Genomic DNA, 25,777 nt, shown 5'->3' with positions numbered 1-25,777 from the left:
ATCCTATATTTCTTGATATTCATTCTGTTTTCCATATTATCTAGTTTTGAGAGAATTCTCTCAACAATTGAAGTCTATTTGACAAAGAGAAGCAAGAAGCTTGAGGCAGCAACATGACCGAAAGAATGAAACGTATCCACATACGTGACAGGACGGAGGAAATGCAGCTAACAAAGAGATTCGCCGCTGATCTGAGTTCAAACATTTGGCAAAGAGAAGCAAGTCATCCGAGGCAACCATCGACTGAAAGTATGGAGCGTATTTTTATACGTGACATGATGGAAGGAGAGCCGTTAACGAAGAAGGACGTCGCTTATCTGCAGTCAAAAAATAGTCTGGTGGCGATAGCGAAGAGGTCACACCCGTTCCCATGCCGAACACGGCCGTTAAGCTCTTCAGCGCCAATGGTAGTTGGGGGCTTCCCCCGAAGAGGTCACACCCGTTCCCATGCCGAACACGGCCGTTAAGCTCTTCAGCGCCAATGGTAGTTGGGGGCTTCCCCCTGCAAGAGTAGGACGTTGCCAGGCAAAATAATGATGTTCCACAGTAGCTCAGTGGTAGAGCAATCGGCTGTTAACCGATCGGTCGTAGGTTCGAGTCCTACCTGTGGAGCCATTTTTTTGTATAAAAAATTAAAATTATGCTTCCATAGCTCAGCAGGTAGAGCGCTTCCATGGTAAGGAAGAGGTCAGCGGTTCGAGCCCGCTTGGAAGCTTCATAGATTATAAGTTAAAACCCTTGTTATACAAGGGTTTATTTATTTTATTATTATATGAAGTATAAATTAAGAGAAGAGATATTCGAAAAAAATACCGCCCGTATGATTCTTAGTCATAAGAGCGGTATTTTTATGTTCTTTTGTGAAATCCGTTCGCAAAATATATGTAAAGAATACCTACAGGTGCAATGAGTGGCGTGAAAAAGTATAGAGCAAATATTTTCACTACTTTCCATAATAACATGAAAGGTAGTGGAAGCATGATAATATGATCGCCCATAATTGTGGATATAAAGTCATCCCATACAATAGATGCAAAAGGAAAAAGAAAGCCACAAAAAATTAAGTAGAGATACATGAAAACTGGGGTTACTGACTGCAGACTTATATAAAGGAAAGTTATGGACAGAACAGCACTAAAAAAATATGACTTAAATAGATATTGTGGATTTACACCACTAAATAATTTTTGAATAAAGTTAACCAATGCAAAACCCCTCCTTATTAACTAGGTATATATAAATATATCTTTGTGAATTAGCAAATGTAAATATTTTTTCTAAAGTTAATTGGTATAAATCGGTATTATGTTGAACATCCAAAAAATTTCATACTTTGTTTTGTGTAATCGTCTAAGTAAAGTTAAAATAAAAACCTCAAAAGAGGATTTATAAAAAATGAGTCTGATTGCAAAATTAGAAATCTATCAATAGATGGTTTACTAAATTTGTCTTAGGATTAACTAACAACATAACCTCATTACATTTCCCAACAAAATAACGGATTGATTTAAGTTCTTTTGTCATTTTGTTAATATGCCAATTAACAGGATTAATAGATTTCACATTCTTCGATTCCATAAAATTAAAAACTTCATCGAATTCATAATTAAAATAAGGTGTTATTTTTTCTTTGTCAATTAAATAAATATCTAATGGTCCATCTTGTTGATATGATGCAAATTCTCCAGAGAGTTTAGGTCCAAATAATTCTTGAGTAATAATATTTAGTTTACCGTGATTAATGTGCTCTACATACTCATGATGTAGGTTTGATAACATTATTTGAAAAGGAGTTGAGTTAGTTGATACTATTTTACCTTCAGAAAATAAAGGAGCAATCTCATTCAAAATTTGATTGAAATCTACTTCACTTTTAATATCTAAATAAGCCATTAATTTAACATGTTCTTCATAATAATTCAATATAATAAATTCTTTTAAAGGGTTAATATTGAAGTTTTTCTTGTTTAAACTAACCGTTTCAATGGAGAAATCTAATCCCACTTTATTTTCCTGATCTGCAAAAGAGCCCAGGTGGTTTCTTTTAATTAACCAATCCATATAATCACTCCAATTATCCTTATTGAAAGCGGCGAAAAATATTGTTAAAACAGTGTATTATTTAATTTGATAGAAAAAGCATCAATATCATTCTGCTCACCTTAAACACTATTTTAATCGAAAAAAGCTCTTCAAAATGGAGAGCTTTTAAATGAGTGTTAGCTTATATTTATTATCTGTCCTTAATAATCTCTAAACGTAGTATGCTTAACTTTCCATTTTTCGAGAGCTATGAATAACCAAAAGCTATAAATTCCTAAAGTAACAACGGTCAATAATAGCCATTTAATCCAGCTTCCGAATAAACCGATAGCCGTTCCGTTAAATTGTAATCTTCGACCCTCAATAACAGTGTGGTTTATTTTCCAACCATAGACCATCGTTAAAGACCAAGGATAAAGAATACCAAGAGAGAAAACCGTAATCAAAGTACCTAAAATTCTCCACCCAATATATTGAAACAATCCGCCATCAAAATAAGAGCGATTCTCATAGCTAGCTGTTACATTTATATTATGCTCCATTACAGTTCGTTCCATCATTTCCTCCAAAATGAATTTGACATAGTTTAAGAATAAAACTTTATACCTAGTAAGTCTAGTGTTTTTAGGATGAAATCTTAACATTTCGATATTATTTTCCTTCAATCGTTACATTTTTCCTATTTGTATCAGGACCATCTAATTGAAATTGAACAAACATATTTTCAACTGCTGTTATTAAACTGCCTTTTTGATGGTTAAATCCTAAAAAGGTTGTATCAAAGATTTTCTCACTATTAGTGGCAGAATCAAATGTAAACTCTTTGTTTTCAGTTTGCCAGCTGATTTGATTCGGAATAAAGCTTTGAGGGTGCTGTAATGCTGACTGGTCAGTATTCTCGAAAGTGCCGACCGTATTTAATTGCTGCAATGTCGATTCATAAGCTTCATCAAAAATGGATGGATTATCAATCATATGACCATATTCGAAGTTGAAAAGTAGAAATAATAATCGTTCATACTCTTCAAAAAATAACCTTGGTTCTGTGTAATCGGTAAGAGTATATAATGCTTCTTGTATTTCAAAGTCAATCTTTTCTGATTGCTGTCCATAGGAATCTAATGTAATATCTAAAAGATAATGATTGAGAAGAGCAGGCTTATCATCTTCTATCTCTAAGTAAATATCCTCTGTTATCCAATCTAAATCTTCAGGGTGAGGTAACTGATATTCGTGTATAGCCATTTCGAATTCCTCAAAAAAGTATTCATCTTCTTTTAAATAATCATACTCTAGCTTTAATTCCTCTGTAATATTAATTGGATTTTCTGTAACACTACTTTCTAATTTCTGATATTTTTCATTTGAAAAGTTCTGAGCCTGTTCAATCATTTCCTTTTCAGACATAATAAGCACATCTTCAATGGTAAAATCATTCCCGCTAGTATTGTAGTAATGTACCTGTTCATCATCAAAAACTAATAAGCTATTTATTTTAGAGCTTCTTGTTGGGTTTTGCTCTGTATCAAACCAAATCGTATATTTTTCAAAGGCCTCACTTAACGTATAAATATCAAAATCATCCTCTGTGAAATTTCTGGGATTATCTTGTAACTGCTGTTCTTTCTCTGCTAAGTTAGCCTCTCTTTGACTATCATTGCAGCCTGTTAATATTAATAAAGTGAATGGCAATACGATTATTATAAAGAAAAATAAGTTTGTTTTAATTCTCATTTTTTTCTCCTTGTTATTCAAATTTAATATAGATAATTTAACTTTTAAGTAAAAATATGGTTTTAAAAAGCTAGATTTCCTATCAATCTCTTCACCAAAGCAAATATTAAGCCGATTTCAATGATGCAAAGAAATTAATCTACTCATGTGAGACTCTCTCAAATAGTAAGGAGGTTATGACGTCAAAAAACCTACCTTAAAGCTTTAAGGTAGGTATAGATTATTCTATTCAATTCTAATTGTAAACCCTAAAATACAGGCTGAATTAATTTATCCGATATAAGAAAAATTGTTTTTTTGAATAAATTAATTTTAACATACATAGTCAAGTATTGGACATGCAGTCTTTATTATCTGTTATGAATTTAAGATATTTGAATTCCAAAGAATAAGAAACAAAATGATTCCGGTTACAAAATAAGTGATCCTACCGATGAGCTGTAGCTTTTTATCCAAGTGAACTTTCTTTTCTAGTTTAATTACATAAAAGTTAATCAGAAGAATACTCAAAAATAAAAACAAATAGATGATTTGATAGGTCAGAACAAATTTTATAAGAACATACAAGCTAATAAACGAAATGGCTATATTACTCAGCATCACAAGTAATAATAAGTATTTTCCATTAAATTTAGACCCCTCCCTTTATTTATTATTTTCAATTGTAACATATAGATAGGATGCACTTAATAAAGCTAAAGCAATTGCTTGATTGAATACTCTATATTTTCTTCACCTACAAGTCTGGCTAATTTCCTTAAAATAGATCGTGTAGAAGGGTGAATTTGATTAGGCTGAAGTGATTTATTAAGGTGTTTTTCGTCGAGCTCCTGTAACGCTTGCTGGTAGCTTTCTCGTAATCTTTCGTTTTGGATGATAAGTATTCTTTCGGATATGAATGAACTTGGTATCTCAAATAGTTCTGTCAGACTTTCAATAGAATGCTGCTTATGAATGATAGGCTCAAAAATATGCCTAGGCATTGATGTATATAAAGCAATCCGTTCAGCTTGGATTTCCTGTAAATGTGTTAGTTCTTGGTTTAAAAACCTTTGATCACCACCTGGATGAAACAATACATGTGATAGCTCATGGAAGAATTTCATCCTTTGTTCATAGAAAGGTAATCGGTTATCTATACAAATTAGAGCATAATCGTCGTCGTCTTCATGAATACAATGACTTGTTTGAGGTTGATAGATTACGTCGATATGAAATTTATCACAGAGATTTTCCATACTCAAATCTGATATGGTATGAATTTCCCTTTCTTTCATAATTTCAACGACACTTTTTTCAAGCCAAGTTGCAAATCTCATAGTAATCCTCCTGAAAATAAGAACGTTTGTTCTGGTTGTATTTAAAAGAAAAAGGACTTTTTATTTCCGGTCCTCTTCTAATCTTTTTCTCATTCGTTCTTTCATTTTTCGATATTGTGCCAGCTGTTCCCGTAAATATGCTTCTTCATCTTCATCTTCAACATGGAGTCCTTTTCCTCCATCAAAATGAATATTTACTACGCCATCAGGATTATCTGTTCTACCAAGTAGAAAGTCGATAGACACATTAAAAGTATCTGCTAGCTTTTTAAGAGTTTCTGTGTCAGGTGAACGATTTCCGTTTTCATAGCCAGAAATAGAAACCTTAGATACATCTATTAATTTCCCTAATCCTTCTTGAGTTAATTCTGAATTCTTTCTCAAGGATTTTAATCGATGAGGAAACATGTCCATTCTTCCTCTCATTCATATTTAATCTTTATTATAAATTAACAGGTTGTTAACGTAAAGTCAATTAACTAAATAGAAATTTTAGAGTTGACAATTAACATAAGGTTAACTTATGATAGTTTTAATCAGTAAAAGATAACGATGAATGAACAATTTAATTAAAATGGAGGTTAACTAAGTGAAAACAAAAAATCTGTCCTATGACGATCAGACAGGCTATATTAAGTTGGATATTTTTGAAGAGAAAGAACCTTATGTTATTGTTGTTGGTGATGGTAAAGTCAAGCAAGCAACGCTTCCGGAATTTGGTGAAACCAAAATTATTACTCACCAAGGAAAAATAAAAAGAATGAAGTTTGATATAGGAGAAGACTTTTAATATAACCGTTCTACAAGCCCACTTGAGGACACTGAGTAACTTTTTATAAAGTTGCTTGGTGTCCTCTTTTATTTTTGAGGAGGAATGATCATGAGAAAGTTGTTAATGGAATATAAAGGTCATTATAGAAGGTTGGAACAATATAAAAATAGAGCACTTGAACATGAACAGAAGATAGTTTCAGGTATGCTAAGTGATTTGCGTTATTCGATCGATTGGATGAGTTGCGGGAGAGAACCAGGTGCAAGAAGAGGCATTGAGAGAAGGGCGGTATATCAGAGAGAATTATTAATGGAACCAGCTATGCTCCAAGTAGTATCAGATCATGGTAGGTTAAATGAACGGGAGAATTCTTTAGAAGAAGAGGAGTGGGAAGCTCTAGAAAGTAAAATAAATGAAATCATGTCAAAGCTAACAGAGAGAGAGAAGGATATATATTTAATGTCAAGAGTCAATCTCCTCTCCTATCAACAAATAGCTAATCTATTATCAGTGTCTAAAAGCACGATCCAAAAAACATTGGAAAGAGCAGAAATGAAAATCAAGAATCAAAAAGAACGCGTTTAAATTACTATAATTAAACAATTATAAAAATTATTGTCGTGCAAAAGCCACCTATAAGTAAGAAGCCAATGGTTCTTAGTGGGAGTGTTGCTATGAAACTGAATTAATTCAGCATTACTAGGGTGTAAGGAAGGGAGTAGAAATAACGAATGAAACAAAATGTTATTGAAGTTTTAAAAAAACAACTAAATAAAGAATCATTGTTTTCTAATGTAAATCGACCGTTATTATTGGATGAAAGTAGTATATCGATAACAGAGCTATCTGAAGTCGATTTTCAACTATACTACGACGAATCCTATGATCAAAGTATAGTATTCAACTTAAGCACTAAGCATGAAAACTTTCAAACGGCTGAAGAAACGTTGAAAGATATTGAGCAATGGTTAGTCAGCAATAATGAGTTAAACTTCGAAAGTTTTAATGCAGAGCTAGTTGAGATGACTGTATTGAAAGCACCTCATTTTATTAGTAAGGAAGGCTCTTACTATATATATGAGGCTCAATTTAAAACAACATTTTATGTAAAAAAAGGAGAGATTGTGAATGGCGAGAATTAAAAACGCATTAACTAGTTATTTTGTAGCACCAGTAACAGGAGAAGGTGAAGTAGAGTACATGGAATTAGCAAAGTGGATTTCTTCAGTGACAGACGCATCAGAAGAAAATTCAGAAGAGACAGGATTTTATGATGGTGATGGAAATCCTACTACTGACGTTCTTTCTAGAACTGAGAAATATACATTTGAAGGTGTTTATGATGATGAGGACCCAGCTATGAAGTTCATCGCAGGATTAAAAAGAGAAGTGGGAGAAGGACGAAAAATTATGTTTAAGGTAGTAGAAACAAATGGTGATGTAGTAGAAGGACCAGCAACTGTAACGGTACCAATTACTTCTGGTGGTGAAGCTACCGAGTACGCTACTTTCAGTTGTACGATTGCATATAACCAAAAGCCAGAACTGACTAATGTATAATTCAAATTTCAACTTTCAAAACACACAGAACATCTAGATAAAATATTAATTTGGGTTATGGAGGAATGCTTCCATAACCCACCAAAAAATGGAGGACGAATGTTATGACAATAAAAATTCAAACAGAAAAAACGGTCATTCCAATTGAAATTGGAAAATTAAACTTTGAATTCGATGTTTCGGACGAATCTGTACAACATTTTAGAGAAAAAGCAATGGAAGTCCAATCAGAGCTTAATCTGTTAAATACAGAATTAGATGAAGAACAAACATTTACTATTGCAAAATCAGCTTTGCAAAAGGGATATGATTTAATGCTTGGTAAAGGAGCTTTTGCGAAAATTTATAATCAAACCCCTTCTCTTCCATTCGTTATGAAGTTCTTTGAACAAATTGCTAATGGTGTAGAAAAGGAATTAAAGAAAATGGGCTTTGAGCATACAAATAAAGAAAAAGCTCAAAAATATTTAGAAAAAGTCAAAAAATAAAATGTTTAACTTAGCTTACCCTTTAGAAAGTCATATTTTCATAGACGAAAAAAAATTCAAAGTAGATATGAGTTTTGATAATATTTTAAGGCTATATGATTTATTAGACGATCCTTTTATTTCTGAAGAGCAGCAAATCGAGGTGGGCTTAGAGATGCTAATAGGGAAAGTTTCGGATTTGACGATAAGGAAAAAAGCTCATGTCATAAAACAGATTTTCGATAAATTAATCCATCAGGGAAAAAGAGCAACTGTTGAAGAAAATGTTGATATACAAGGAAACCCAATGCCTATTGAAAAAAAGGGAGCTACTTTTTCATTAGTGGAAGATGCATCGTATATATATGCTTCTTTTTTCCAAGATTATGGAGTGAATTTGTTTGAGCAACAAGGCAAGCTAGATTGGAGAGAATTTTTAGCTTTATTGGATGGTTTAAGTGAAAAAACTAGGATAAAGGAAATTATCGAGATAAGAACGATGGACTTACCAAAAGGGAAAGGTATGGAAAAACAGAGACAGAAAATTTTAAAAATGAAAGAGATTTATAAGCTTGCAAGCGAGCCATCAATAAATAGAACTAATTAAGAAGAATTCAAATTTGAATTCTTTTTATTTTATAAAGGTAGGTGAATATAATGTATGGCGGATACTATTACGATTAAGGTAGATTTAAATAATAAAAATAAGCAACTAAAAGAATTAGAGGCTAATGCAAAAAAAGGGGCTATTGGAATTGGCAAGATGGTTAATGCTCTCGATTTGTTTGGGATTAAATCAAAAATGATTGGTAGTGTTAAAAATGCTATTAGTAAAGCTTTTGTCTCTGAATTTGGTGAATCCCTTGAATTAATGAAAGATAAGCTAAATCAAGGAATGGTGAAAGTGGTCAAAAGTTTAAATGATTCCTTAATTAATACCGGAATCATAGACCTTAATTCAATTATGATAAAAGTCTCCGGTGGAATTGAGAATACATTAAACCATTTGGCAAATAGTATTCCTACAATAGTCGATCGAATAACAGAGATATATGCGTCCTTAGAAAGATGGATTCCTTTAATAAAATCGGTTGCAATCGGTGTAGCAGCATCAGCATTAGCCTTCGGTGTCTATAATTCAGTTGCTGCAACAATAGGTAAAGTGACGATGGCTATCAAAGTGTTGTCTGCTGTATTAACTAAAAATCCTTGGGTATTAGTAATAGCTGGTGTCATAACAGTTATAAGTCTTTTAAATGAATGTTATCAAAAGAATGTTTGGTTTAGCAATCTAATTAATCTTATATGGTCTAAGGTTAGTGGGATTTTTGAAGATGCTTTTGCTAGTATATCTAAAGTAGTAGAAATGGGAATGGAATTTATTACTTCCTTTTTTAAGGAGAAGCTAGCCTTAATCAAAACATTCTGGGAAGAAAATGGGACAAGAATTCTAGATACGATATCTTCAACTATGAGTGTACTTAGTGGTCTCGTTTTAAAAGCAATGGACTTTATATCACAAATTTTTCAAAATGCACTAGGTATTATTCAAGAGTTTTGGGAAAATAATGGAAGTTGGATTGTGGATACTTTAACAACTACCATGGAAATAATCAGTAATGCTATAGGATTAGCTTTCAACTTTATCATTAACATTACTTCAAAGGCCTTGGAACAGATTTATATGTTCTGGGAAGAAAACGGCACATGGATAATGGAAATATTGACTAGTNACGATGGAAGTCGTGGGGACCATTATTTCAGAGGCAATGGCATTTATAAGTGAGATTATTTCTGGAGCATTGGAGCAAATTCAATTGTTCTGGGAAGAAAACGGCACATGGATAATGGAAATATTAACTAGTACGATGGAAGTTGTAGGGACCATTATTTCAGAGGCAATGGCATTTATAAGTGAGATTATTTCTGGAGCATTGGAGCAAATTCAATTGTTCTGGGAAGAAAACGGTACATGGATAATGGAAATATTGACTAGCACGATGGAAGTCGTGGGGACCATTATTTCAGAGGCAATGGCATTTATAAGTGAGATTATTTCTGGAGCATTGGAGCAAATTCAATTGTTCTGGGAAGAAAATGGCGCATGGATAATGGAGATATTGTCATTTACTTTTGAATTTATAAAGACGGTCATTGTGGACACAATGACGATTATAACGGAGTTTATTTTTGAAAATTTAGAAAAGGTAAAAGCCTTCTGGGAAGAAAATGGCGAGGTTATTTTAGAGAAGGTTATTTTAGCATGGAATACAATCGAGGAAATTATACGGACGGTTTTAGGAGATTTATTAGAATTATTTTTATACCTAACAGAAACAGTTAAGGAACTGTGGCAAAAGCATGGTGAGGACATCATCCATTTTGCTTATCAAGCATGGGAAAATATAAAGAAGTTTATTGATGCTAGCTTAACTGTTATTACGACGATTGTAAGTAAAGCCATGAATATGATTAAGACAGTTTTCGAATTCATATGGCCTTTCATTAGTAAAATCGTGCAGGTTCAATGGGAATGGATAAAAACCGTAATAAAAACAGGTATAGATGTAATTGCGGGAATTATTAATATGGCCATGGCCTTAATTAAAGGTGATTGGGAAGGTGTTTGGGAATCTATTAAAAATATTGCTAGCGATATTTTTAATAATATTATGGATTTCTTTAAAAATATTAATCTATTTGATATTGGGAAAAATATAATTGATGGTTTGATAAGAGGAATTACGGGAAAGGTGGGTTCTGTGTTAAAAACAGTCTCTAATATTGCTAGTAATATTAAAGGTACTATTAGTAAAGCATTAGGAATTAACTCTCCTTCAAAATGGATGAGAGATATGATTGGAAAAAACATGATGCTTGGCTGGGAAATAGGAGTAGAACAAGAAAAAAGAAGTGTGCTTAATAAGGCGAATGATATGACCGAATGGATGAAGCCGAATGTCCAGGATTTGATGTCCGGATTAAAAGGACTGTCTGTGCCTGTTACTCAAGTGCGCAATTCTGGATATAACCCTATTAATGCTCACCAAACAATGAATTCTTCACAAGATCAACCTGATCAAAAACAGCCTGCTATTATTAATGTTCATGTTGGAGCGAAAAAAATAGCAACTGAGATTGTTGAGGATATTACTCAGCTTCAAGAGAGAGTTAAAAATAGACAAAGGAGAACTTCTGTGGTTAGGGGGGCTTATGTATGAGATTTAATGGTATAGAGAAAGAGTACATCAGAGTTATGAAAGAGTTGTATCGTCCTCCTACACCACCGATTGAGTATATGGTTGGTGAAGGATTTAGTGGTGATAGAATAAGGAAAAGGTCATTTTTAGGTATGGATTTACAAGTTCCAATTGTTTTAACGAAAAATCCTGAATCAATTAAAGAAGATTTATCAAATTGGCTTGTCCATGAGCAGCCGAAGCCGTTAGTGTTTAAGGATCATCCAGAAAGATACTATTTAGCTATTTACCGGGGGATGGATTTAAATGAAGACTATCAATTTGCGAAAGGTACCGTAACATTTTACTTGCCTGAAGGATACCGTTTTGGTCCACATCAAGAGATTGAGATTGGTGGACAAAATATTGGATACAAAGTTTTAGGGCAGGCAAGTATGCCTTGGACAAGTCAAACGATATTCAAAGAGGATACATCGGAATTTTTTATAGAAAAAAATCAATCAGAAAAGTTAATTTGTCATTATCATTTTAAGGAAAATGACCGGTTAGAAATTAATTCAATAAAGAGACAAGTCTTAGTAAATGGCGAAAATAAACCATACATTTTATCTATTCATTCGAATTGGTTTGAGTTAACACCAGGTCTAAATCATTTAGTAGCTAATCATAGGACATTCCTTAATTATACGGAAAGGTATTTCTAAATATGATGATTAGATTTTTTGTGAAGAGAGGAGGATAATGTGGCTGATATATATATATTTAATAAGGAAGATGTTTTACTAACGATTTTAACGACAGAAACTGGCTTGGTAAATGCTCTTGTGAGAGAAGAACTAAATCAGGTCTCAAATCACCCTCTTCAATTTACAGTAGAAGCGATTCACGAATCTTCTCAGTTTGTTGTTGAAGAGAACCAAGTTGTTATTAAAGATAAAGACAGTGATTATAGGATTTACTCCATTAAAGAGTTAGAAGAAGTGGATAATGAACAGGGCCCATTAATAACAGCCATTTGTGAACCGGGTTTTTTAGAGTTGAGTGAAAAAGTATTGGTTGATACTCATATATCAAATAAAAGTGCTGAAGAAGCTTTGTCGAATGTTCTAAAAGAAACTAGATGGCAAGCGGAGACTTTAGGTGATTGGGGCAGACATTCAGTCCTTCTTAATTATGAGTCTGTAATGAATGGTATCAGGGTTATCCTCAGTAAGTGGGGGGGAGAATTTAAGGATGTCATTGAATTCGATGATACAGGACGCTCCTTTATTAGAAAAATAAAGCATGTAAATAGACTTGGCAAAGACACGGGTAAACGTTTTGAAATCAATCATGATATTGAAGAAATAGAAAGAAAGGTACTATCCTATCCAGTTACTGCTTTATATGGATTAGGACAGGATGAAGATGGATTAGAAGAAGGAGTCACCTTTAAAGACATAGAATGGTCAAAGGCTAACGGTGATCCAGACAATAAACCAAAAGGACAAATTTGGGTAGGTGACTCTCTTGCTTTAGAGCAGTATGGTCGGTATTACAATGGTGAACTCATTCATAGAGAAGCTGTTTGGAAAAATAGTGACATCCAAAATCCGAGTGAGCTCCTTGATGCCACTTGGCAGCAATTGCAGCTGATAAAAAAACCAGAAGTCCATTATAGCCTAAAGGTAGAGCTTTTAGAGCGCTATGCCGGTTTCGAACATGAGAAGGTTTCTCTAGGTGATACGGTAAGAGCTGTTGATAGAAACTTCAGTAAACCTATTGAAATTCAAGCTAGAGTGATAGCGATAGAATACGATTTACTTGATATTGCTCAGACTGCTGTTGTCGAGGTAGGTAACTTTTTGTCCATAGACCGTTATGATGAGCGATTAGACGAAATAGTAAATGATTATAAGCTTAATCGAAATAAATGGGAAAAAGCTGCAAAACCAATTACTAATGAACGATTTCCAGATATTAAGCCATTAACTCCTGTTATAAAAGAGTCTCAAGGTAGCTATAATACTATTAATATTTGGTGGAGCTATAATGAAGAATTGTATGTAAATACCTATGAGCTCTATGCATCTCGGGTTAAAGGTTTTATACCAAGAGAAGAGCATTTAATATATCGTGGAAAAGGAAATGGTACCACTCATAACGTGGAAGTAAACCAGCAATGGTACTACAAAGTAAGAGCCATTAATACTCATAGTACGCCTTCTGATTTTAGTGAAGAATCTATGGCTACAACAGCAAGAATAATGACTGATGCTATTTTGTTTGGTCCTGAATTAGCAGAAAAGCTGCGAGAACTTCATGAAACAGCCGATATTATTGGTCGTAATGGAGTTGATTTTGACAACATACGCCAGGAAGTGCTGGACCGACTAAAGGCTGATGCTAAGGTGTATACAGATCAAGAGATACAGGAGACGGAAAAAGCATTAATGCAGGAGTTAGCAGATAAGGCAGGACTTGGATATGTAGATGGCCGTTTAACATTTGTTGAAGATAGTATGGACAGTCTTAGCAATCAAGCTAATGAACTATTGGATAGAGTCAAAGATAATACTGAGCAACTAGTTGAACAAGATGGGAAAATCATTACTGTAATCTCTCAGGTAGATATTGTGAAAGGAGCATTAAGTACAACCATTGATACCGTTAATCGAGTTGAAGGTGATTTAAATTCTATTGAGAACACGGTGGTGGATTTAACGACAGATATAGAAGGGGTTAGTACGAGTGTTAGCAGATTGAAATCTGAGTATGAAAATACTAATAATAAAATCACACAAGTAGAAGCTGAACTAATCGTACAAGCTGGAGTTATTGCAGGTAAAGCAGAGCAGACAGAAATCCTTTCTTTAAATGGCGATATTAATCATGTTAGAAATAGGGTAGGAACTTTAGAGTTAAGTTCAATCGGTTTTTCTTCTCAAATAAGTGATTTGAGAAGTGATTTTAATAGAACAGGCAAATGGAATCAATCTTACAGAGTTAGGCTCGATAATCCGCTTAATCTAACAGAGCTAAATGGGGGATTATTAAGTGACCTATATAGTTACGAAGTCACAGCTAAAACAGTTGGAACAAATACAGAAACAACGGCAATAGCTATTTTTAGAGCTAATAATAGTAGTGGTAACGGAGGAAATGGTTGGATTTTAGAAAAGCTTTTTGAAAATGGTACATCTTCTAATCATCCTGAATTTTTCTTAGATGAAAACGGTAGACCTTCTATTAGGCTATATAGACACTCTTCCTATTATGATGTAATGGTCACTCATACTAAGTACATTGGGAGTGGCACAGCTTCTACAGCTTTATTGCATACCATTTCTCTAGCAGAAACAGCTATCGACCAAAACGCCTACGCTATCACACAGCGAGCTACACAGACGAGTGTAAATCAATTAACTGGAAGACTGACGACAGCAGAGAGTCAAATCACTACAATGGCTGACCAAATTGATTTAAAAGTTTCTAGGGACGGTATAGTAAGTGCTTTAAATCTAACACCTGAGCAAGTGAAAATAGATACAAGACTATTAAGTATAGGTAACTTTAGTAATCTTATTCAAAATGCTGATTTTAAACAAGGTTTAGATGGACACTTTGTAGAGCGTGGACAATGGAGAGTAATAGATGGAAGTACAACTTCAAGAGTGGAGGGAGCACCTCTATTAGAATTTAGAACTACAAATTCTAACGTTGAGGGTCGCTTCGGTTTAGGGGGAGACCACTATTTAGAAGTTATGGAAGGAGACGAATATTACTTTTCTATTTGGGCTCGTGCAGCAGGAACATCTCCTTGGAATGATGTAAGGCTAGAAATGCGGTTCTTAGATGCTAATAGGAATTTTATAAAATTTGGCGGAGGAGGACTGTTTGCAGGTTTAGTAACTTCATGGAAAAAGTTGGAAGGAAGTTTTGCTACTCCTGTAGGTGCAAGATACGCATGTTTATTTCTACGAGTAATGAATAACGGTAGAAATCCCGTACATTATTTTCAAGACCCTGTATTAAGAAGAAAGGCTGACACCAATGTTATTGTAAATGGGGCTATAGCAGCTAATCATTTATCAGCAAATTCGGTTACATTTGGAAATGGAGCAATTGCAAATGCGGCAATTACAAGTGCTAATCTGAAAGATGCAATTATTCAGAACGTGCATATAGAGGATGGTACTATTAGTAGTGCAAAAATTCAAAGCCTTACTGCTGATAAAATTAATACTGGTACATTAAAAGCTATTGATATAACAGGTGTTAATGTTACAGGCTCTGTAATTACCTCGACAAACGGATCCAACAACTCTACCATCCAAGGTGGCTATGTTGAATCAAGTGGTCGTTACGTTCGTACATGGATGGGAAGCACGTCTAACAACAATGTTGATATTCGTATTGAAAATGGCTATATCAGAGCAAGGAATAATACCCGCAATCATTCACTTTATTTTAGTGATTTCGGTATATCAACTTATGCAGATGGTGTTGGTGATGGAGCCTCAGGTACGATCGCTTTTCGTGATACTTCTTATAGCACGGCGGGTGGTTTAACTATTCAATCAACACCGGGTGTGGTAGCTTTAAAATCAGATAATAACCGTGTAGTTATTGATGCTTATCAAACAGCGACTATCGATTCTTCTTTAGCGAGTATTTACATTCGTCCGATGAAAAATAATAGATCTGGAACAAATGAGTTTCGCTTTTGGGTGAAGGATAACCCGTCTTTTAATGATACAGATGGAGTTTTAAGCTATGGTACATCTGAAATCAACTCATCAAGTGGATTGCGATTTAAAAAGTCTATTGGTGGAGATCCGATTGTACACATGACAAATGGTGCTGGTGATATTAACAGTGGTAAAGCGCAAGCCATTAGCTTTTTGGGTGATTTAGAAGCTCAAGGAGATGATGCCTTTATCCGTGTTAATAATGAACTTAGAATAACAGATAAGAGAGGTTACAACGGTGGTAATACCAGTTTAAGAGGGTTACAAGCGCGAAGCTTGCGTGTCAATGATATGAGGGTAAACGGGGATAGTTCCCATCTTTACTTAGGAGTTTCAACAGGAGAATTAAGAGTTTCTAATAATACTTTAGATAACTCAGGTAATCCTACTTATCGACCTATAAGAGCGGCTGAATTCTTCTCAGGTACTTCTGGACGATTTTTTAGTAGTGGGGGAGTTACTTATGTTCAAGGTAACACGGAAGTTCGCGCCACAAGGTATTTGTCTGGAACGTTGGTTCCTATGATAGCTCAAGCGTTTAATAATTCTTCTAGTCGTTCCTTAAAAGAAAATATTAAACCATTTTATGGTTCTGGCTTAGAGGTTGTAAACGATCTTTTTATTGTGAATTACGATTGGAAATCAGACTTAGAAGATGGTATTTTTGATAATTGTCAAATTGGCGTTATTAGTGAAGATAGTCCTGCTATTTCAACAAAAGATGGAAAAATGATTAAGATTAATGATTTATTAATGTACAATACCAAAGCTATACAGGAGCTTTCCTCAGACATGGAAGATGTTAAAGACGCGGTTAGCTTATTAAAGGTCGAAAATCAGTTATTAAGAAAAGAAGTAAAACTATTAAGGGAGATGAATGCATGATTAAAATGCTAAAGAAAGAAATAAAAATGGCAGCAGATTTTTTATTGAAACTGAATTTGAAAGGGAAGGATTCTGTTCATCGAATGCGAATAGTAAAGGTTTTACAAGAGCAACATAAGTTATTTGCAGATGAGGAGCTAGAACTGCTAAAATCTTTTGCTGAGCTAGATGAGAATGGTGAATTAGTTCAAGCAGAAGGTGGTGGCTTTAAATTAGTAGGGGACAAAAAAGAATTTAAGAAGCAGCAGCAAGAGCTGCTGGAAGAAATTTTTGTATTAGAAGGTAAAAATTTAGAACCGGCTTTAAAAACAGTAGAAGAAGTGATGATGGATTATAACAAAGAGCTTTCCGAATCAGATGCGGTAGCTCATTTTTTATGGATTCAAGCATTTGAATTAGCAAATGAAAATAACAAAAACAAAGGAGATGATGAGTGATGTTAGAACTTGTACCTTTAAATTTTCGTGTAACAGGAGTTGATTTCCCATATGGAAACGGTGAAGTGAGTGGAGTTAGAATCAGGTTTAATGTAACGGATTCAATTGGAGAAATTAATTCGAGTGGGCGTGTATCTGCTACCATGGAGGAATATGCAACAAATTCAGATCTAACAGCTTTAGCAGGATTAGCAAGACAAAAGTTTATTGAACGTTTAGAATTTGATGACGTAACGGAGAGAGCCGATTAAGGCTCTCTTTTTGTTCCTTAAGGAGGGAAATTATGCCGCAGAAAGAAAAGGTGATTAATCCGGTTCAAAAAGAACTCTTTGAGATAAAAAATGATATGAAGTCACTTGAAAAAGATATAAAAAATCTACAACTTATTTCGATTAGGCATGACGAGCAAATATCAGTCATTAATAGAACATTAGACAGCATTGCTGATGACACTCAATGGATTAAGAGAACGATATTGACTGCCATTATAGGAGCAACTTGCACTGGAATTATTGGGGGTGCAATTGCTCTTATTTATGCGAACTTTTAGAAGAGGTGTTTGTTTTAAAATGGATAAAGGAACAATAGTAAGAACCATTGCTTTAGTTATAACATGGATGAATATTGTATTAGTTAATAAAGAACTACAGCCAATTCCCGTGATTGATGATGAAACAATTGCATATGGTTTGGCTTTTTTTGTGTCTGTTTGGGCGTGGTTTAAAAATAATTACGTTACAGCGAAAGGGAATAAGCAAAAGGAAGTATTACTAAAAGAAGGTTTAACAAAGGGGAGTAAAAATGATTAAGTTACAAGATATTCGTAACCTTACTCATGGTGGATCTTCAAAAAGGTTATTAACCCGTATCACCTCTATTGCTCGTCATCACTCTGCTACAACGAGTGGTGACTATTTTTCTTTTTGGAATGGTCGTTGGAAGAGTTTAGGATGGAAAACAGGGGGCTATCATGAAATCATATTACCAGATGGAACCGTGCAATTATGTTATGACCCGAATGTTATTACAAATGGAATATCCGGACACAACACTCATGCCTATCATATTTGCTTAGTTGGTAATGGTGAATTTACAGAAGAACAAGAAAAATCATGGAAGGAAAGAGCTAACCTTAATATAAGCCGCTTTAAATTAGCTATAAAAGACGTTAAAGGCCACAAAGAGTATTCAGGCGCTAATACCTCATGCCCAGGTATTGATATGAATAAAGTAAGACAGCGGTTAAATACTGTCTGTAAGAAGATAAACCTAACAAAAACAGGCGATGCACATGTCGATAACTCGACTCCTACCTTGCGAAGAGGTTCAAAAGGAGTAGCCGTTGGACAATTGCAAAATCTGTTAATAATAAATGGCTATTCTTTACCAAGATTCGGAACTGACAATGATTTTGGAGCTGAGACACTTGCAGCAGTACGAGCATTTCAGCGTGACAAAGGTTTAACTGTAGATGGGATTGTTGGACCTAAAACATGGGCAGAGTTAAACAAAAAACCTTCTAATCAACCTCAATACAATCGCTTACTACGAATTACAAGCCCAATGATGCGCGGTGATGATGTTAAAGAGGTTCAGCGTAAACTAAGTGTTATAATAGATGGGATTTACGGTCCTCAAACTGAAAAAGCTGTTAGAGAATATCAGAGAAAAAATAAAATAGATATTGATGGAATGGTCGGTCCTGTTACATGGAGTAAGATGTTCAGTTAATAAAAAGAAGTGAGAAAACTTACTCCTTAAAACTTATAGCTTCGTACAGAAGAGATTAATGCTATAATATTCATAATTTAAAATGAAATCAGATTTATTTAGGGCTGGTTATATGTATATTTATAGGTTAATCGATGAAATCATGCCATTAGTTCGTATAAAGGCAGCGATTATGACTATTTTGATTGCCAGCATTATTTTGTCATTAATCGGTGTGATGTTAAATAATGCTATTTCTTTTTTTACTTATTTTGTTTTTATTATTGTATTTATGACCCCTGGAGTTATTGCAGCGGTGGTGCTTATTATAATCCTCGAGAGGATTGTCAGAAAGAAAAAGAATGTTTCTGATAAAAATAGGCTATTCATTACTGTAGTGGTTGGAGGCATTCTTTCGTTTATCTATATGATTATTTTCACAGAAGGAATGTTTACAGCAGATATTTCTATTAAGGTAATGATTATGGGAGGCTTTACTACTCTTTTGTATCATCTCATTTTTAAATTTGAACAAAATAAGAAAGAATAAACATGCTTTTTTAACTTGAAAAATAAAAGAAGAAACATAATGAAAATTTCAAATAAGGGGATTGAAAGATGCATGCTTTCATTATTTTAATCATGGGCGTTTTACTTTTAGGCCTTTTGTTTACGGTTCTCCACATAAGGTTAAAAGAACATAGTCTCGTTAAATATGCTAGTTTTTTATTGTTTGCTAGCCCAATTGTTGGGATACATTTATTTATGCTTGGATTAAGTATGCAAATGATGTTTGTGATGATGATTAGCTTTATAGTACCTATAGTGTTATTATTCATAAGCATCGCTTTATTCTTTCTGAATCGGCAAAGAAACCCATTTGGAAGAGGTTGGGACATATCGCATGAATGAGGAGCCGAATAGAAGAGTAAGGCGCTTTGAATGTTCGCTCTTAAGACACTCCGCGTCTAGTTCAGTCCGGTGAGGTACTGCCAAACTAACTGTTATATTTTCGCTTGGTCACCTTACCCCACTGGAGTCTCTGTATCTTTTGTTCGCTAGTCTAAGAAATTCATAGAGAATTTTCAGATATTAGTCTCTTCCTTTGTTTTTATTACGTACCCCCCTTACACCATTTCTGTATGAAACAATAGGTTTTGTCCCAGGCACATGAATCATTAGTGACTTTTTAAAAAATGGATCTTTTGGTTGCGACTACCTCTAAATGGTATACTGATATCTTTTTGAGATTCAATAAATAGACCGTCTACAAGGACATCACAGTATGAAAGAAGCTCTAATTGTGATGCTGAACCATTTTCTTGAATGTCGGCTAACGTATAGCCTGTATAAATCCAAATATTTTTACCCTTTTCTTTTAGCGCTCTAGCAACCTCTTTACCTTCCTCTGCTTGCATAAATGGCTCGCCTCCACTAAATGTAATATGGGTAAGTGGGTTTAATGCTTCATTAATTACTTCGGAAGCGGTCATGTCTATTCCATTTTCAATATTCCAGCTTTTTGGGTTGTGGCAACCTCGGCAGCGGTGTGGGCAGCCTGCGAAAAAAATGACCGTACGTAAGCCGTCACCATCTACAACGGAATCATGGAGTATATTCATAATTTTCATTGTTATACCCCATGCTTTGTACGGCTTTTTTCTTCAGATTTTTTTGCATCATTCCATTTATCCATATCACCAACTAAATAACCAGTAATCCTTCTAATTCTCGTGATAAGGGACTGATTACCGTTTTGGCACTTAGGACATGTATGTTCAATAATCCCTTGATAGCCGCAAGCTTGACATTGGTCGACAGGATGATTAATACTACCATAACCGATTTGATGATCAGCCATCGCTTTGATAATATCATCTAAAGCGGATAGGTTATGTTGAACATCTCCATCTAATTCGATATACGTAATATGTCCTGCATTACATAGCTCGTGAAAGGGCCCTTCAAGTCGAATTTTATCCATTGCTTTAATTCTATAATGGACTGGGATGTGAAAGGAATTCGTGTAATAGGCTCGATCGGTTATATTGGTTAACTTGCCAAAGGATTCTTGATCATTTTTAACGAATTTTCCGCTTAACCCTTCTGCTGGAGTAGCTATAAGTGTAAAATTTAAGTCATACATTTCACTTGCTTTGTCCATTTTTCCTCTCATAAATGAAATTATTTTCATTCCAAGCTTCCAAGAATTTGTGCTCTCACCGTGATGCTTTCCAGTCAAGCTAGTCAAGCATTCAGCCAATCCTATAAATCCGACAGACAGTGTTCCTTGTTTCAATATATCGTGCAGTTTACTATCAGGTTTCAGTGACTTACCACCGCGCCACACCCCTTGGGAATATAAGAAGTTAAAATCTAATGCTTGTTTGTTTCCTTGAAACAAAAACCTTTCATATAATTGGCGAGTTACTATGTCTACATAGAACTCTAACCTTGCAAAGAAATCTTTAATACTTTTAGATAATAGAGCTAGTTTAACTAAGTTTATGCTTGTAAAAGAAAGATTTCCTCTCCCAATGCTCGTCTCATCTCCGTGTCTATTGCTCATAACTCTAGTTCTACATCCCATATAGGCAGCCTCTGTTTCTGGATTATGAGCGTCGTAATAATCCAAATTAAAGCTTGAATCAATAAAGGAAAAGTTAGGGAAAAGCCTCTTTGCTGTTGTTTGCAGTGCTAGCTGATACAGGTCATAGTTGAGGTCTTCCTTATTAAAATTAACCCCTTTTTTAAGCTTAAAAACTTGTATAGGAAAAATGGGGGTTTCTCCATGACCTAATCCCGCAATAGTAGCTTTCAAAAGGTTTTTTATCAGCATTCTACCTTCATGAGAAGTGTCTGTTCCATAATTAATAGAAGTAAAAGGGGTTTGCCCTCCGCCGCGACTGTGCATACTGTTTAAATTATGTATAAAGGCTTCACAAGCTTGGAAGGTTATTTCCTCGGTTTCCTGCCATGCTATAGCATTTAGTTCTTCTTGCGAAAGAGTAGTAGGTAAATAACGGACGATTTTCTTTCTAATTTTACCGAAGGTTTTTCGAACATAAGGTGCAAGCGAAAAGTCAAAGCAAGGAATAGACTGCCCCCCATGCTGCATATTTTGATTAGATTGAAATATGATGGTGGTGAGTGCAAGGGCACTTGTAATGTCACTAGGTGTCCTCATAAATCCATGTCCTGAATTAAAGCCATTTTTTAATAATTCATCTATTGGAATTTGGCAACAAGTCGTTGTTCCTGTCGGATAGTAATCAAGGTCGTGAGGGTAAATGATATTTTCCTTTAAAGCAATAGCTGCTTCGTCACTTAACAGATATTCTTTACTGAAAAATTTAGTGCTCTCACTTGCAATTTTGTTCATCAATCCACAAGGGCTACGTCCATCTACATTGGCATTCTCTTGAAGAAGTTTTTGATCCTTCATATGGACAATTCGAGAAAAAGCTTCTAATAAGGGACTAGTATCAACTTTTACTCTAGAGGTTTTATTAAAATGGTTCATAGTTATCTCTCCTTCTCTATAAATCTATATATTGTGTTTTGTATTTGTTAATGAAACAATATATTGTGATTAAATCTTATAAAATGATGGAGAGAGTTTCAAATGACTATATTGTTAATAATTTTTGAACATTCCTTTTCAATTTTGTCAGGATTATGTGAATGGGAGAAGCTACGTTTATGTTTAAAGGAGATTCATTAAATTTTTTATAAAAATATTTCATTAAATCAATTTCATCATTCATATCTTATTAATGAAAACCAAGCGGTTAGGTTTTGATTTTCACTTTAGGTAAATGCTTTCCCAAGGGCTTGTTTTCAGCTAACTCTGACTACGGAGAGCTTCGTCAGAGTGGATCTTCAGACTGCGCTGATCCTTTGGGAGTCACTACCTCCCGTTACAATCAAGAAGTTAAAAAACATTCAAGACATATTTTAAAATGAATCAATTTCATCATTCATATCTTATAATGAAAACCGAGCGGTTAGGTTTTGATTTTCACTTTAGGTAGATGCTTTCCCAAGGGCTTGTTCTCAGCTAACTCTGACTACGCAGAGCTTCGTCAGAGTGGAACTTCAAACTGCGCTAATCCTTAGGGAGTCACTACCTACCGTTACAATTATCGATTGAATTTACAAACTTTCAAAACATATTTAATAAGATACGTTCAGTTTCATTCACTTATAGAGCAATTATGAAATTCCCTCATTTATTATAAAAATTTCATAAAACTTTTGATATCCTTCTTAATAAGTTGTTATGATAGAGAAAGGAGAGGTGATGATTGGATGGAAAAGTCCATTTTAGTATGTGTAAGTTATGGTAAAAATGCGGAGAAGCTCATCCAAAAAGGGAAATATCTCGCTGATAAAATAGGAGTGGCCTGTTATGTACTATCCATTGAGAATAAGGAATATGATTCCAAGGATTTTACCATGGCAGAACATAAAAAATTCTTTGAAGATTTGGCTTCTCAATATCAATGTGAATTTCTATGGAAAACGAAGGGCTCGAAACGAATTTCAGATATTATAGCAAAAACGGCAGAGGAATTTAAAATATCACAAGTGGTTATGGGTCAGCCGCCTATTTCAAAATGGGAAGTGATTACAAAAGGCTCTATTATTCATGAACTTCTACATTGTTTAGTTGATGTTGACTTACATATTGTTGCAATGAAAAAGGAAAATGTTCAGAATGAGGAAGAGTTGTTCCAAAGAGGGATTAATGCATATATTGTAGCCTCTGGAGAGCAGTATGAATTAGTAACAGATAGGCCGAATGAATTTCTGTTAGAGGGGATTTATTTCCAATCTGTGGCGACTGAATTTACAAATGGTGTATTTAAGTCTCAAAAGAATGGTAAAGAAATTCTAGTGAGAATACATGATGGTAAGGCTGATTATGCGCATCTAGGTCTTTTAAAAGAAGAAGAAGAAAAGTAAAATGAATTTTTGCGGTTTTCCTTTTAGGGAAGCCGTTTTTTCTGTTTGAAATTCCCTCAAACTATTGTAAAAAGTCTGAGGGAATATTCACAAATCATTTCGCTCCTTTTTTACTGTAATTATTTCACATAAGCTGCGCCAATAATTACAAGTAGAATGAAAAGGACAACGATTAATGCAAATCCACTTCCGAAACCGCCGCCACCACAAGAAGGGCCATAGTTATATCCGCCGTAGTATCCCATAAAAACACCGCCTTTCCATATGGGGATATTACACGATATGCAAGTGACTAGTAGATGGTTTTAGGCATATGTACCTTTTTTTATAAAAGTTTAGGTAGTATGTCTATTTTTCTCAAGTAAGTGAGAGCTTTTCTCTAAAAATGTAATTAAGAATTCAATGTCATCATTTATGTCGGGAGCGAATCAGCATAGGTATTAGGATTGTATCATTCGTGGAAAATTTGTAGTAAGGGTATGTGACGTGGCAACTTTTCAATAAAAAAATATAATAAAGTAAGCACTAAGATAAAAATTGTTCAAGCTTATATAGGATAGGGGTACTTTTGTGCAAAATAAAGAAGGAGAGGAAAGCAGATGGTGAAACCTCAGAATGAGCAGATCCTATCAAAGCTTTCTAAGGATGTTGAACAATTAAAATCAAAGCAAGAATTTAGTCAACAACGAATCACTGACCTAGAAATAAAAGTTCAACTACATGAGCAAACGATGGGGCATTTAACAAAAAGTATTGAAAAAATTGAGGAAAATACAATATGGCTAAGACAAACAATTATGCGTTCGGTAATTGTTGGACTAGTTGGTGCGGGGTTTAGTGTTTTAACGGCTATTATTATTTGGTTATTACGAATAGGGTAATGTTACTGATTTCTGCTCGGAAGAAAAGCATTCATCTGTGGAACGGAAAATTTAAGCGGCCATTTTTTATAGGCTGCTATTCGTGATTTGTCTTTAAAGATGAAGCACGGTGTAAAAGAAGTAAAAAGTATGACTTGTAAATGGGGAGCTGATTTAAATCTTCCCTTTTTTAATTTCTTCCTTTTTTAGTCCGGTTACAGCACCAATTAATTGTATGTCAATACCGTAATCAAGCATGCATTCCGCGACTTCAAGCTTTGTTTCTCTTTTTGATTGGGAGCGAACATCATGAAGCAATTGTAATAATTGTTTTTCGTTTCGTAAACTAGAATTATACGGCATAATTTTTTCACCTCAGGCTACATTTATAGAATGGTTTAATTATACGAATATACGTTCTGTTTTACAAGGGGAATAATAAAAATAAAAAAAATTAAAAATTAGCTTGTCTTTTAATATTGATTTAGTTATAATATTTTTTGTGCCAATCAACATCATATGGCCCGTTGGTCAAGCGGTTAAGACACCGCCCTTTCACGGCGGTAACACGGGTTCGAATCCCGTACGGGTCACCATAATTTTTTAATACATAATGTAGAAGTGAGCGAAGAAATTCGCAACACTCAAAAGACTGTTTGCGAAGAGAAGCAAGAAGGTCGAAGAGCACGAGTTTTTGAAAGAAGGAGCGTACTCCGTACGTGACTGATTGAAAATAAAGAAGTGAGCGAAGAGATTCGCCGCACTCAAAAGACTGTTTGCGAAGAGAAGCAAGAAGGTCGAAGAGCACGAGTTTTTGAATGAAGGAGCGTACTCCGTACGTGACTGATTGAAAATAAAGAAGTGAGCGATGTTTTGCGAAGAGAAGCAAGAAGGTCGAAGAGCACGAGTTTTTGAATGAAGGAGCGTACTCCGTACGTGACTGATTGAAAATAAAGAAGTGAGCGAAGAAATTCGCAACACTCAAAAAGACTGTTTTGCGAAGAGAAGCAAGAAGGTCGAAGAGCACGAGTTTTTGAATGAAGGAGCGTACTCCGTACGTGACTGATTGAAAATAAAGAAGTGAGCGAAGAG

At 34.6% G+C, this 25,777-nt stretch carries 27 protein-coding genes, 3 tRNA genes and 1 rRNA gene; 22 read left to right on the top strand and 9 right to left on the bottom strand.

The window, feature by feature from the left end; translation table 11 throughout:
- The first annotated feature begins 424 nt into the window (after window positions 1–424).
- From rrf to AZF04_RS12485, 3 genes are all read left to right on the top strand, one after another.
- Window positions 425–517, top strand: a 5S ribosomal RNA gene (gene rrf / locus AZF04_RS22155).
- A gap of 23 nt (window positions 518–540) precedes the next feature.
- A tRNA-Asn gene (locus AZF04_RS12490) sits at window positions 541–615 on the top strand.
- Window positions 616–642: 27 nt separating this feature from the next.
- A tRNA-Thr gene (locus AZF04_RS12485) sits at window positions 643–715 on the top strand.
- A 698-nt stretch (window positions 716–1,413) separates the two neighbouring features.
- Here AZF04_RS12485 and AZF04_RS12475 read toward each other — a convergent pair.
- The 5 genes from AZF04_RS12475 to AZF04_RS12455 all read right to left on the bottom strand — a co-directional run bounded on the left by AZF04_RS12475 (window position 1,414) and on the right by AZF04_RS12455 (window position 5,510).
- The gene (locus AZF04_RS12475) at window positions 1,414–2,061 is read right to left on the bottom strand and encodes a hypothetical protein (RefSeq protein ID WP_061949004.1); all 648 of its coding nucleotides are present in this window, start codon (window positions 2,059–2,061) and stop codon (window positions 1,414–1,416) included.
- A 182-nt stretch (window positions 2,062–2,243) separates the two neighbouring features.
- Window positions 2,244–2,603, bottom strand: a complete 360-nt coding sequence (locus AZF04_RS12470) for a DUF898 family protein (RefSeq protein ID WP_081766639.1) — start codon at window positions 2,601–2,603, stop codon at window positions 2,244–2,246.
- Window positions 2,604–2,694: 91 nt separating this feature from the next.
- A complete protein-coding gene (locus AZF04_RS12465) occupies window positions 2,695–3,777 on the bottom strand; it encodes a hypothetical protein (RefSeq protein WP_061949003.1) in 1,083 nt (360 codons plus the stop codon).
- Window positions 3,778–4,472: 695 nt separating this feature from the next.
- Window positions 4,473–5,096 carry an ImmA/IrrE family metallo-endopeptidase gene (locus AZF04_RS12460; RefSeq protein ID WP_061949002.1) on the bottom strand — a complete coding sequence of 208 codons (624 nt, stop codon included), beginning with the start codon at window positions 5,094–5,096 and terminating at the stop codon, window positions 4,473–4,475.
- Between the two features lie 60 nt (window positions 5,097–5,156).
- Window positions 5,157–5,510, bottom strand: coding sequence for a helix-turn-helix domain-containing protein (locus AZF04_RS12455; protein ID WP_045483945.1), 354 nt, complete (start codon window positions 5,508–5,510; stop codon window positions 5,157–5,159).
- Between the two features lie 175 nt (window positions 5,511–5,685).
- Here AZF04_RS12455 and AZF04_RS12450 point away from each other — a divergent pair, with 175 nt between their 5' ends.
- The 16 genes from AZF04_RS12450 (at window position 5,686) to AZF04_RS12370 (ending at window position 19,769) form a co-directional block, all read left to right on the top strand.
- The gene (locus AZF04_RS12450; protein ID WP_061949001.1) at window positions 5,686–5,886 is read left to right on the top strand and encodes an XtrA/YqaO family protein; all 201 of its coding nucleotides are present in this window, start codon (window positions 5,686–5,688) and stop codon (window positions 5,884–5,886) included.
- Window positions 5,887–5,976: 90 nt separating this feature from the next.
- Complete coding sequence (locus AZF04_RS12445) at window positions 5,977–6,453, top strand: sigma-70 family RNA polymerase sigma factor (protein ID WP_061949000.1); 477 nt, start codon at window positions 5,977–5,979, stop codon at window positions 6,451–6,453.
- Between the two features lie 146 nt (window positions 6,454–6,599).
- Window positions 6,600–7,010: a hypothetical protein gene (locus AZF04_RS12440; protein ID WP_061948999.1), complete on the top strand. Its 411-nt coding sequence runs from the start codon at window positions 6,600–6,602 to the stop codon at window positions 7,008–7,010.
- A complete protein-coding gene (locus AZF04_RS12435; RefSeq protein WP_045483854.1) occupies window positions 6,997–7,428 on the top strand; it encodes a phage tail tube protein in 432 nt (143 codons plus the stop codon). Before AZF04_RS12440 ends, AZF04_RS12435 begins: the two co-directional genes overlap by 14 nt.
- Window positions 7,429–7,532: 104 nt before the next feature.
- Entirely contained in the window at window positions 7,533–7,916 is a 384-nt protein-coding gene (locus tag AZF04_RS12430; protein WP_061948998.1) for a glutathione S-transferase family protein, read from the top strand.
- A gap of 1 nt (window position 7,917) precedes the next feature.
- Window positions 7,918–8,502 (top strand): Gp15 family bacteriophage protein, encoded by a 585-nt coding sequence (locus AZF04_RS12425; RefSeq protein WP_061948997.1) that lies wholly within the window; start codon window positions 7,918–7,920, stop codon window positions 8,500–8,502.
- A 1,138-nt stretch (window positions 8,503–9,640) separates the two neighbouring features.
- Window positions 9,641–11,116: a phage tail protein gene (locus tag AZF04_RS12415; RefSeq protein WP_153017258.1), complete on the top strand. Its 1,476-nt coding sequence runs from the start codon at window positions 9,641–9,643 to the stop codon at window positions 11,114–11,116.
- The gene (locus AZF04_RS12410; protein ID WP_061948994.1) at window positions 11,113–11,799 is read left to right on the top strand and encodes a distal tail protein Dit; all 687 of its coding nucleotides are present in this window, start codon (window positions 11,113–11,115) and stop codon (window positions 11,797–11,799) included. Before AZF04_RS12415 ends, AZF04_RS12410 begins: the two co-directional genes overlap by 4 nt.
- Window positions 11,800–11,838: 39 nt before the next feature.
- Window positions 11,839–16,710 (top strand): phage tail spike protein, encoded by a 4,872-nt coding sequence (locus tag AZF04_RS12405; RefSeq protein WP_061948993.1) that lies wholly within the window; start codon window positions 11,839–11,841, stop codon window positions 16,708–16,710.
- A complete protein-coding gene (locus tag AZF04_RS12400) occupies window positions 16,707–17,147 on the top strand; it encodes a hypothetical protein (protein ID WP_061948992.1) in 441 nt (146 codons plus the stop codon). The genes AZF04_RS12405 and AZF04_RS12400 overlap by 4 nt, the downstream gene beginning before the upstream one ends.
- Entirely contained in the window at window positions 17,147–17,398 is a 252-nt protein-coding gene (locus AZF04_RS12395) for a hypothetical protein (RefSeq protein ID WP_061948991.1), read from the top strand. Before AZF04_RS12400 ends, AZF04_RS12395 begins: the two co-directional genes overlap by 1 nt.
- A gap of 32 nt (window positions 17,399–17,430) precedes the next feature.
- On the top strand, window positions 17,431–17,697 hold the full coding sequence (locus AZF04_RS12390; RefSeq protein ID WP_045483836.1) for a hemolysin XhlA family protein: 267 nt from the start codon (window positions 17,431–17,433) through the stop codon (window positions 17,695–17,697).
- A gap of 19 nt (window positions 17,698–17,716) precedes the next feature.
- A complete protein-coding gene (locus tag AZF04_RS12385; RefSeq protein WP_061948990.1) occupies window positions 17,717–17,956 on the top strand; it encodes a phage holin in 240 nt (79 codons plus the stop codon).
- The gene (locus AZF04_RS12380; protein ID WP_061948989.1) at window positions 17,949–18,878 is read left to right on the top strand and encodes a peptidoglycan recognition protein family protein; all 930 of its coding nucleotides are present in this window, start codon (window positions 17,949–17,951) and stop codon (window positions 18,876–18,878) included. The genes AZF04_RS12385 and AZF04_RS12380 overlap by 8 nt, the downstream gene beginning before the upstream one ends.
- Before the next feature lie 112 nt (window positions 18,879–18,990).
- On the top strand, window positions 18,991–19,407 hold the full coding sequence (locus AZF04_RS12375) for a hypothetical protein (protein ID WP_153017257.1): 417 nt from the start codon (window positions 18,991–18,993) through the stop codon (window positions 19,405–19,407).
- A 68-nt stretch (window positions 19,408–19,475) separates the two neighbouring features.
- On the top strand, window positions 19,476–19,769 hold the full coding sequence (locus tag AZF04_RS12370) for a hypothetical protein (protein ID WP_061948987.1): 294 nt from the start codon (window positions 19,476–19,478) through the stop codon (window positions 19,767–19,769).
- A gap of 266 nt (window positions 19,770–20,035) precedes the next feature.
- Here AZF04_RS12370 and nrdG read toward each other — a convergent pair whose 3' ends face one another.
- A complete protein-coding gene (gene nrdG / locus AZF04_RS12365; RefSeq protein WP_061948986.1) occupies window positions 20,036–20,488 on the bottom strand; it encodes an anaerobic ribonucleoside-triphosphate reductase activating protein in 453 nt (150 codons plus the stop codon).
- Between the two features lie 2 nt (window positions 20,489–20,490).
- Window positions 20,491–22,380: an anaerobic ribonucleoside triphosphate reductase gene (locus AZF04_RS12360; protein WP_061948985.1), complete on the bottom strand. Its 1,890-nt coding sequence runs from the start codon at window positions 22,378–22,380 to the stop codon at window positions 20,491–20,493.
- A 788-nt stretch (window positions 22,381–23,168) separates the two neighbouring features.
- Here AZF04_RS12360 and AZF04_RS12355 point away from each other — a divergent pair.
- On the top strand, window positions 23,169–23,825 hold the full coding sequence (locus AZF04_RS12355; protein WP_045483821.1) for an adenine nucleotide alpha hydrolase family protein: 657 nt from the start codon (window positions 23,169–23,171) through the stop codon (window positions 23,823–23,825).
- 119 nt (window positions 23,826–23,944) lie between these two features.
- Here AZF04_RS12355 and AZF04_RS12350 read toward each other — a convergent pair whose 3' ends face one another.
- Entirely contained in the window at window positions 23,945–24,070 is a 126-nt protein-coding gene (locus AZF04_RS12350; protein WP_045483818.1) for a YjcZ family sporulation protein, read from the bottom strand.
- A gap of 354 nt (window positions 24,071–24,424) precedes the next feature.
- Here AZF04_RS12350 and AZF04_RS12345 point away from each other — a divergent pair, with 354 nt between their 5' ends.
- Window positions 24,425–24,706, top strand: coding sequence for a hemolysin XhlA family protein (locus AZF04_RS12345; protein WP_061948984.1), 282 nt, complete (start codon window positions 24,425–24,427; stop codon window positions 24,704–24,706).
- Between the two features lie 153 nt (window positions 24,707–24,859).
- Here AZF04_RS12345 and AZF04_RS12340 read toward each other — a convergent pair whose 3' ends face one another.
- The gene (locus AZF04_RS12340; protein WP_045483813.1) at window positions 24,860–25,048 is read right to left on the bottom strand and encodes a hypothetical protein; all 189 of its coding nucleotides are present in this window, start codon (window positions 25,046–25,048) and stop codon (window positions 24,860–24,862) included.
- Between the two features lie 158 nt (window positions 25,049–25,206).
- Between AZF04_RS12340 and AZF04_RS12335 the strand changes: the two genes are divergently transcribed.
- Window positions 25,207–25,281 (top strand) — tRNA-Glu (locus AZF04_RS12335).
- Window positions 25,282–25,777: the final 496 nt, after the last annotated feature.

The organism is Alkalihalobacillus trypoxylicola (genome assembly GCF_001590785.1).
Lineage (GTDB): Bacteria > Bacillota > Bacilli > Bacillales > Bacillaceae_D > Alkalihalobacillus > Alkalihalobacillus trypoxylicola.
Note: the sequence above shows the minus strand (reverse complement) of the source record. Positions and strands in the feature narration are given on the sequence as shown.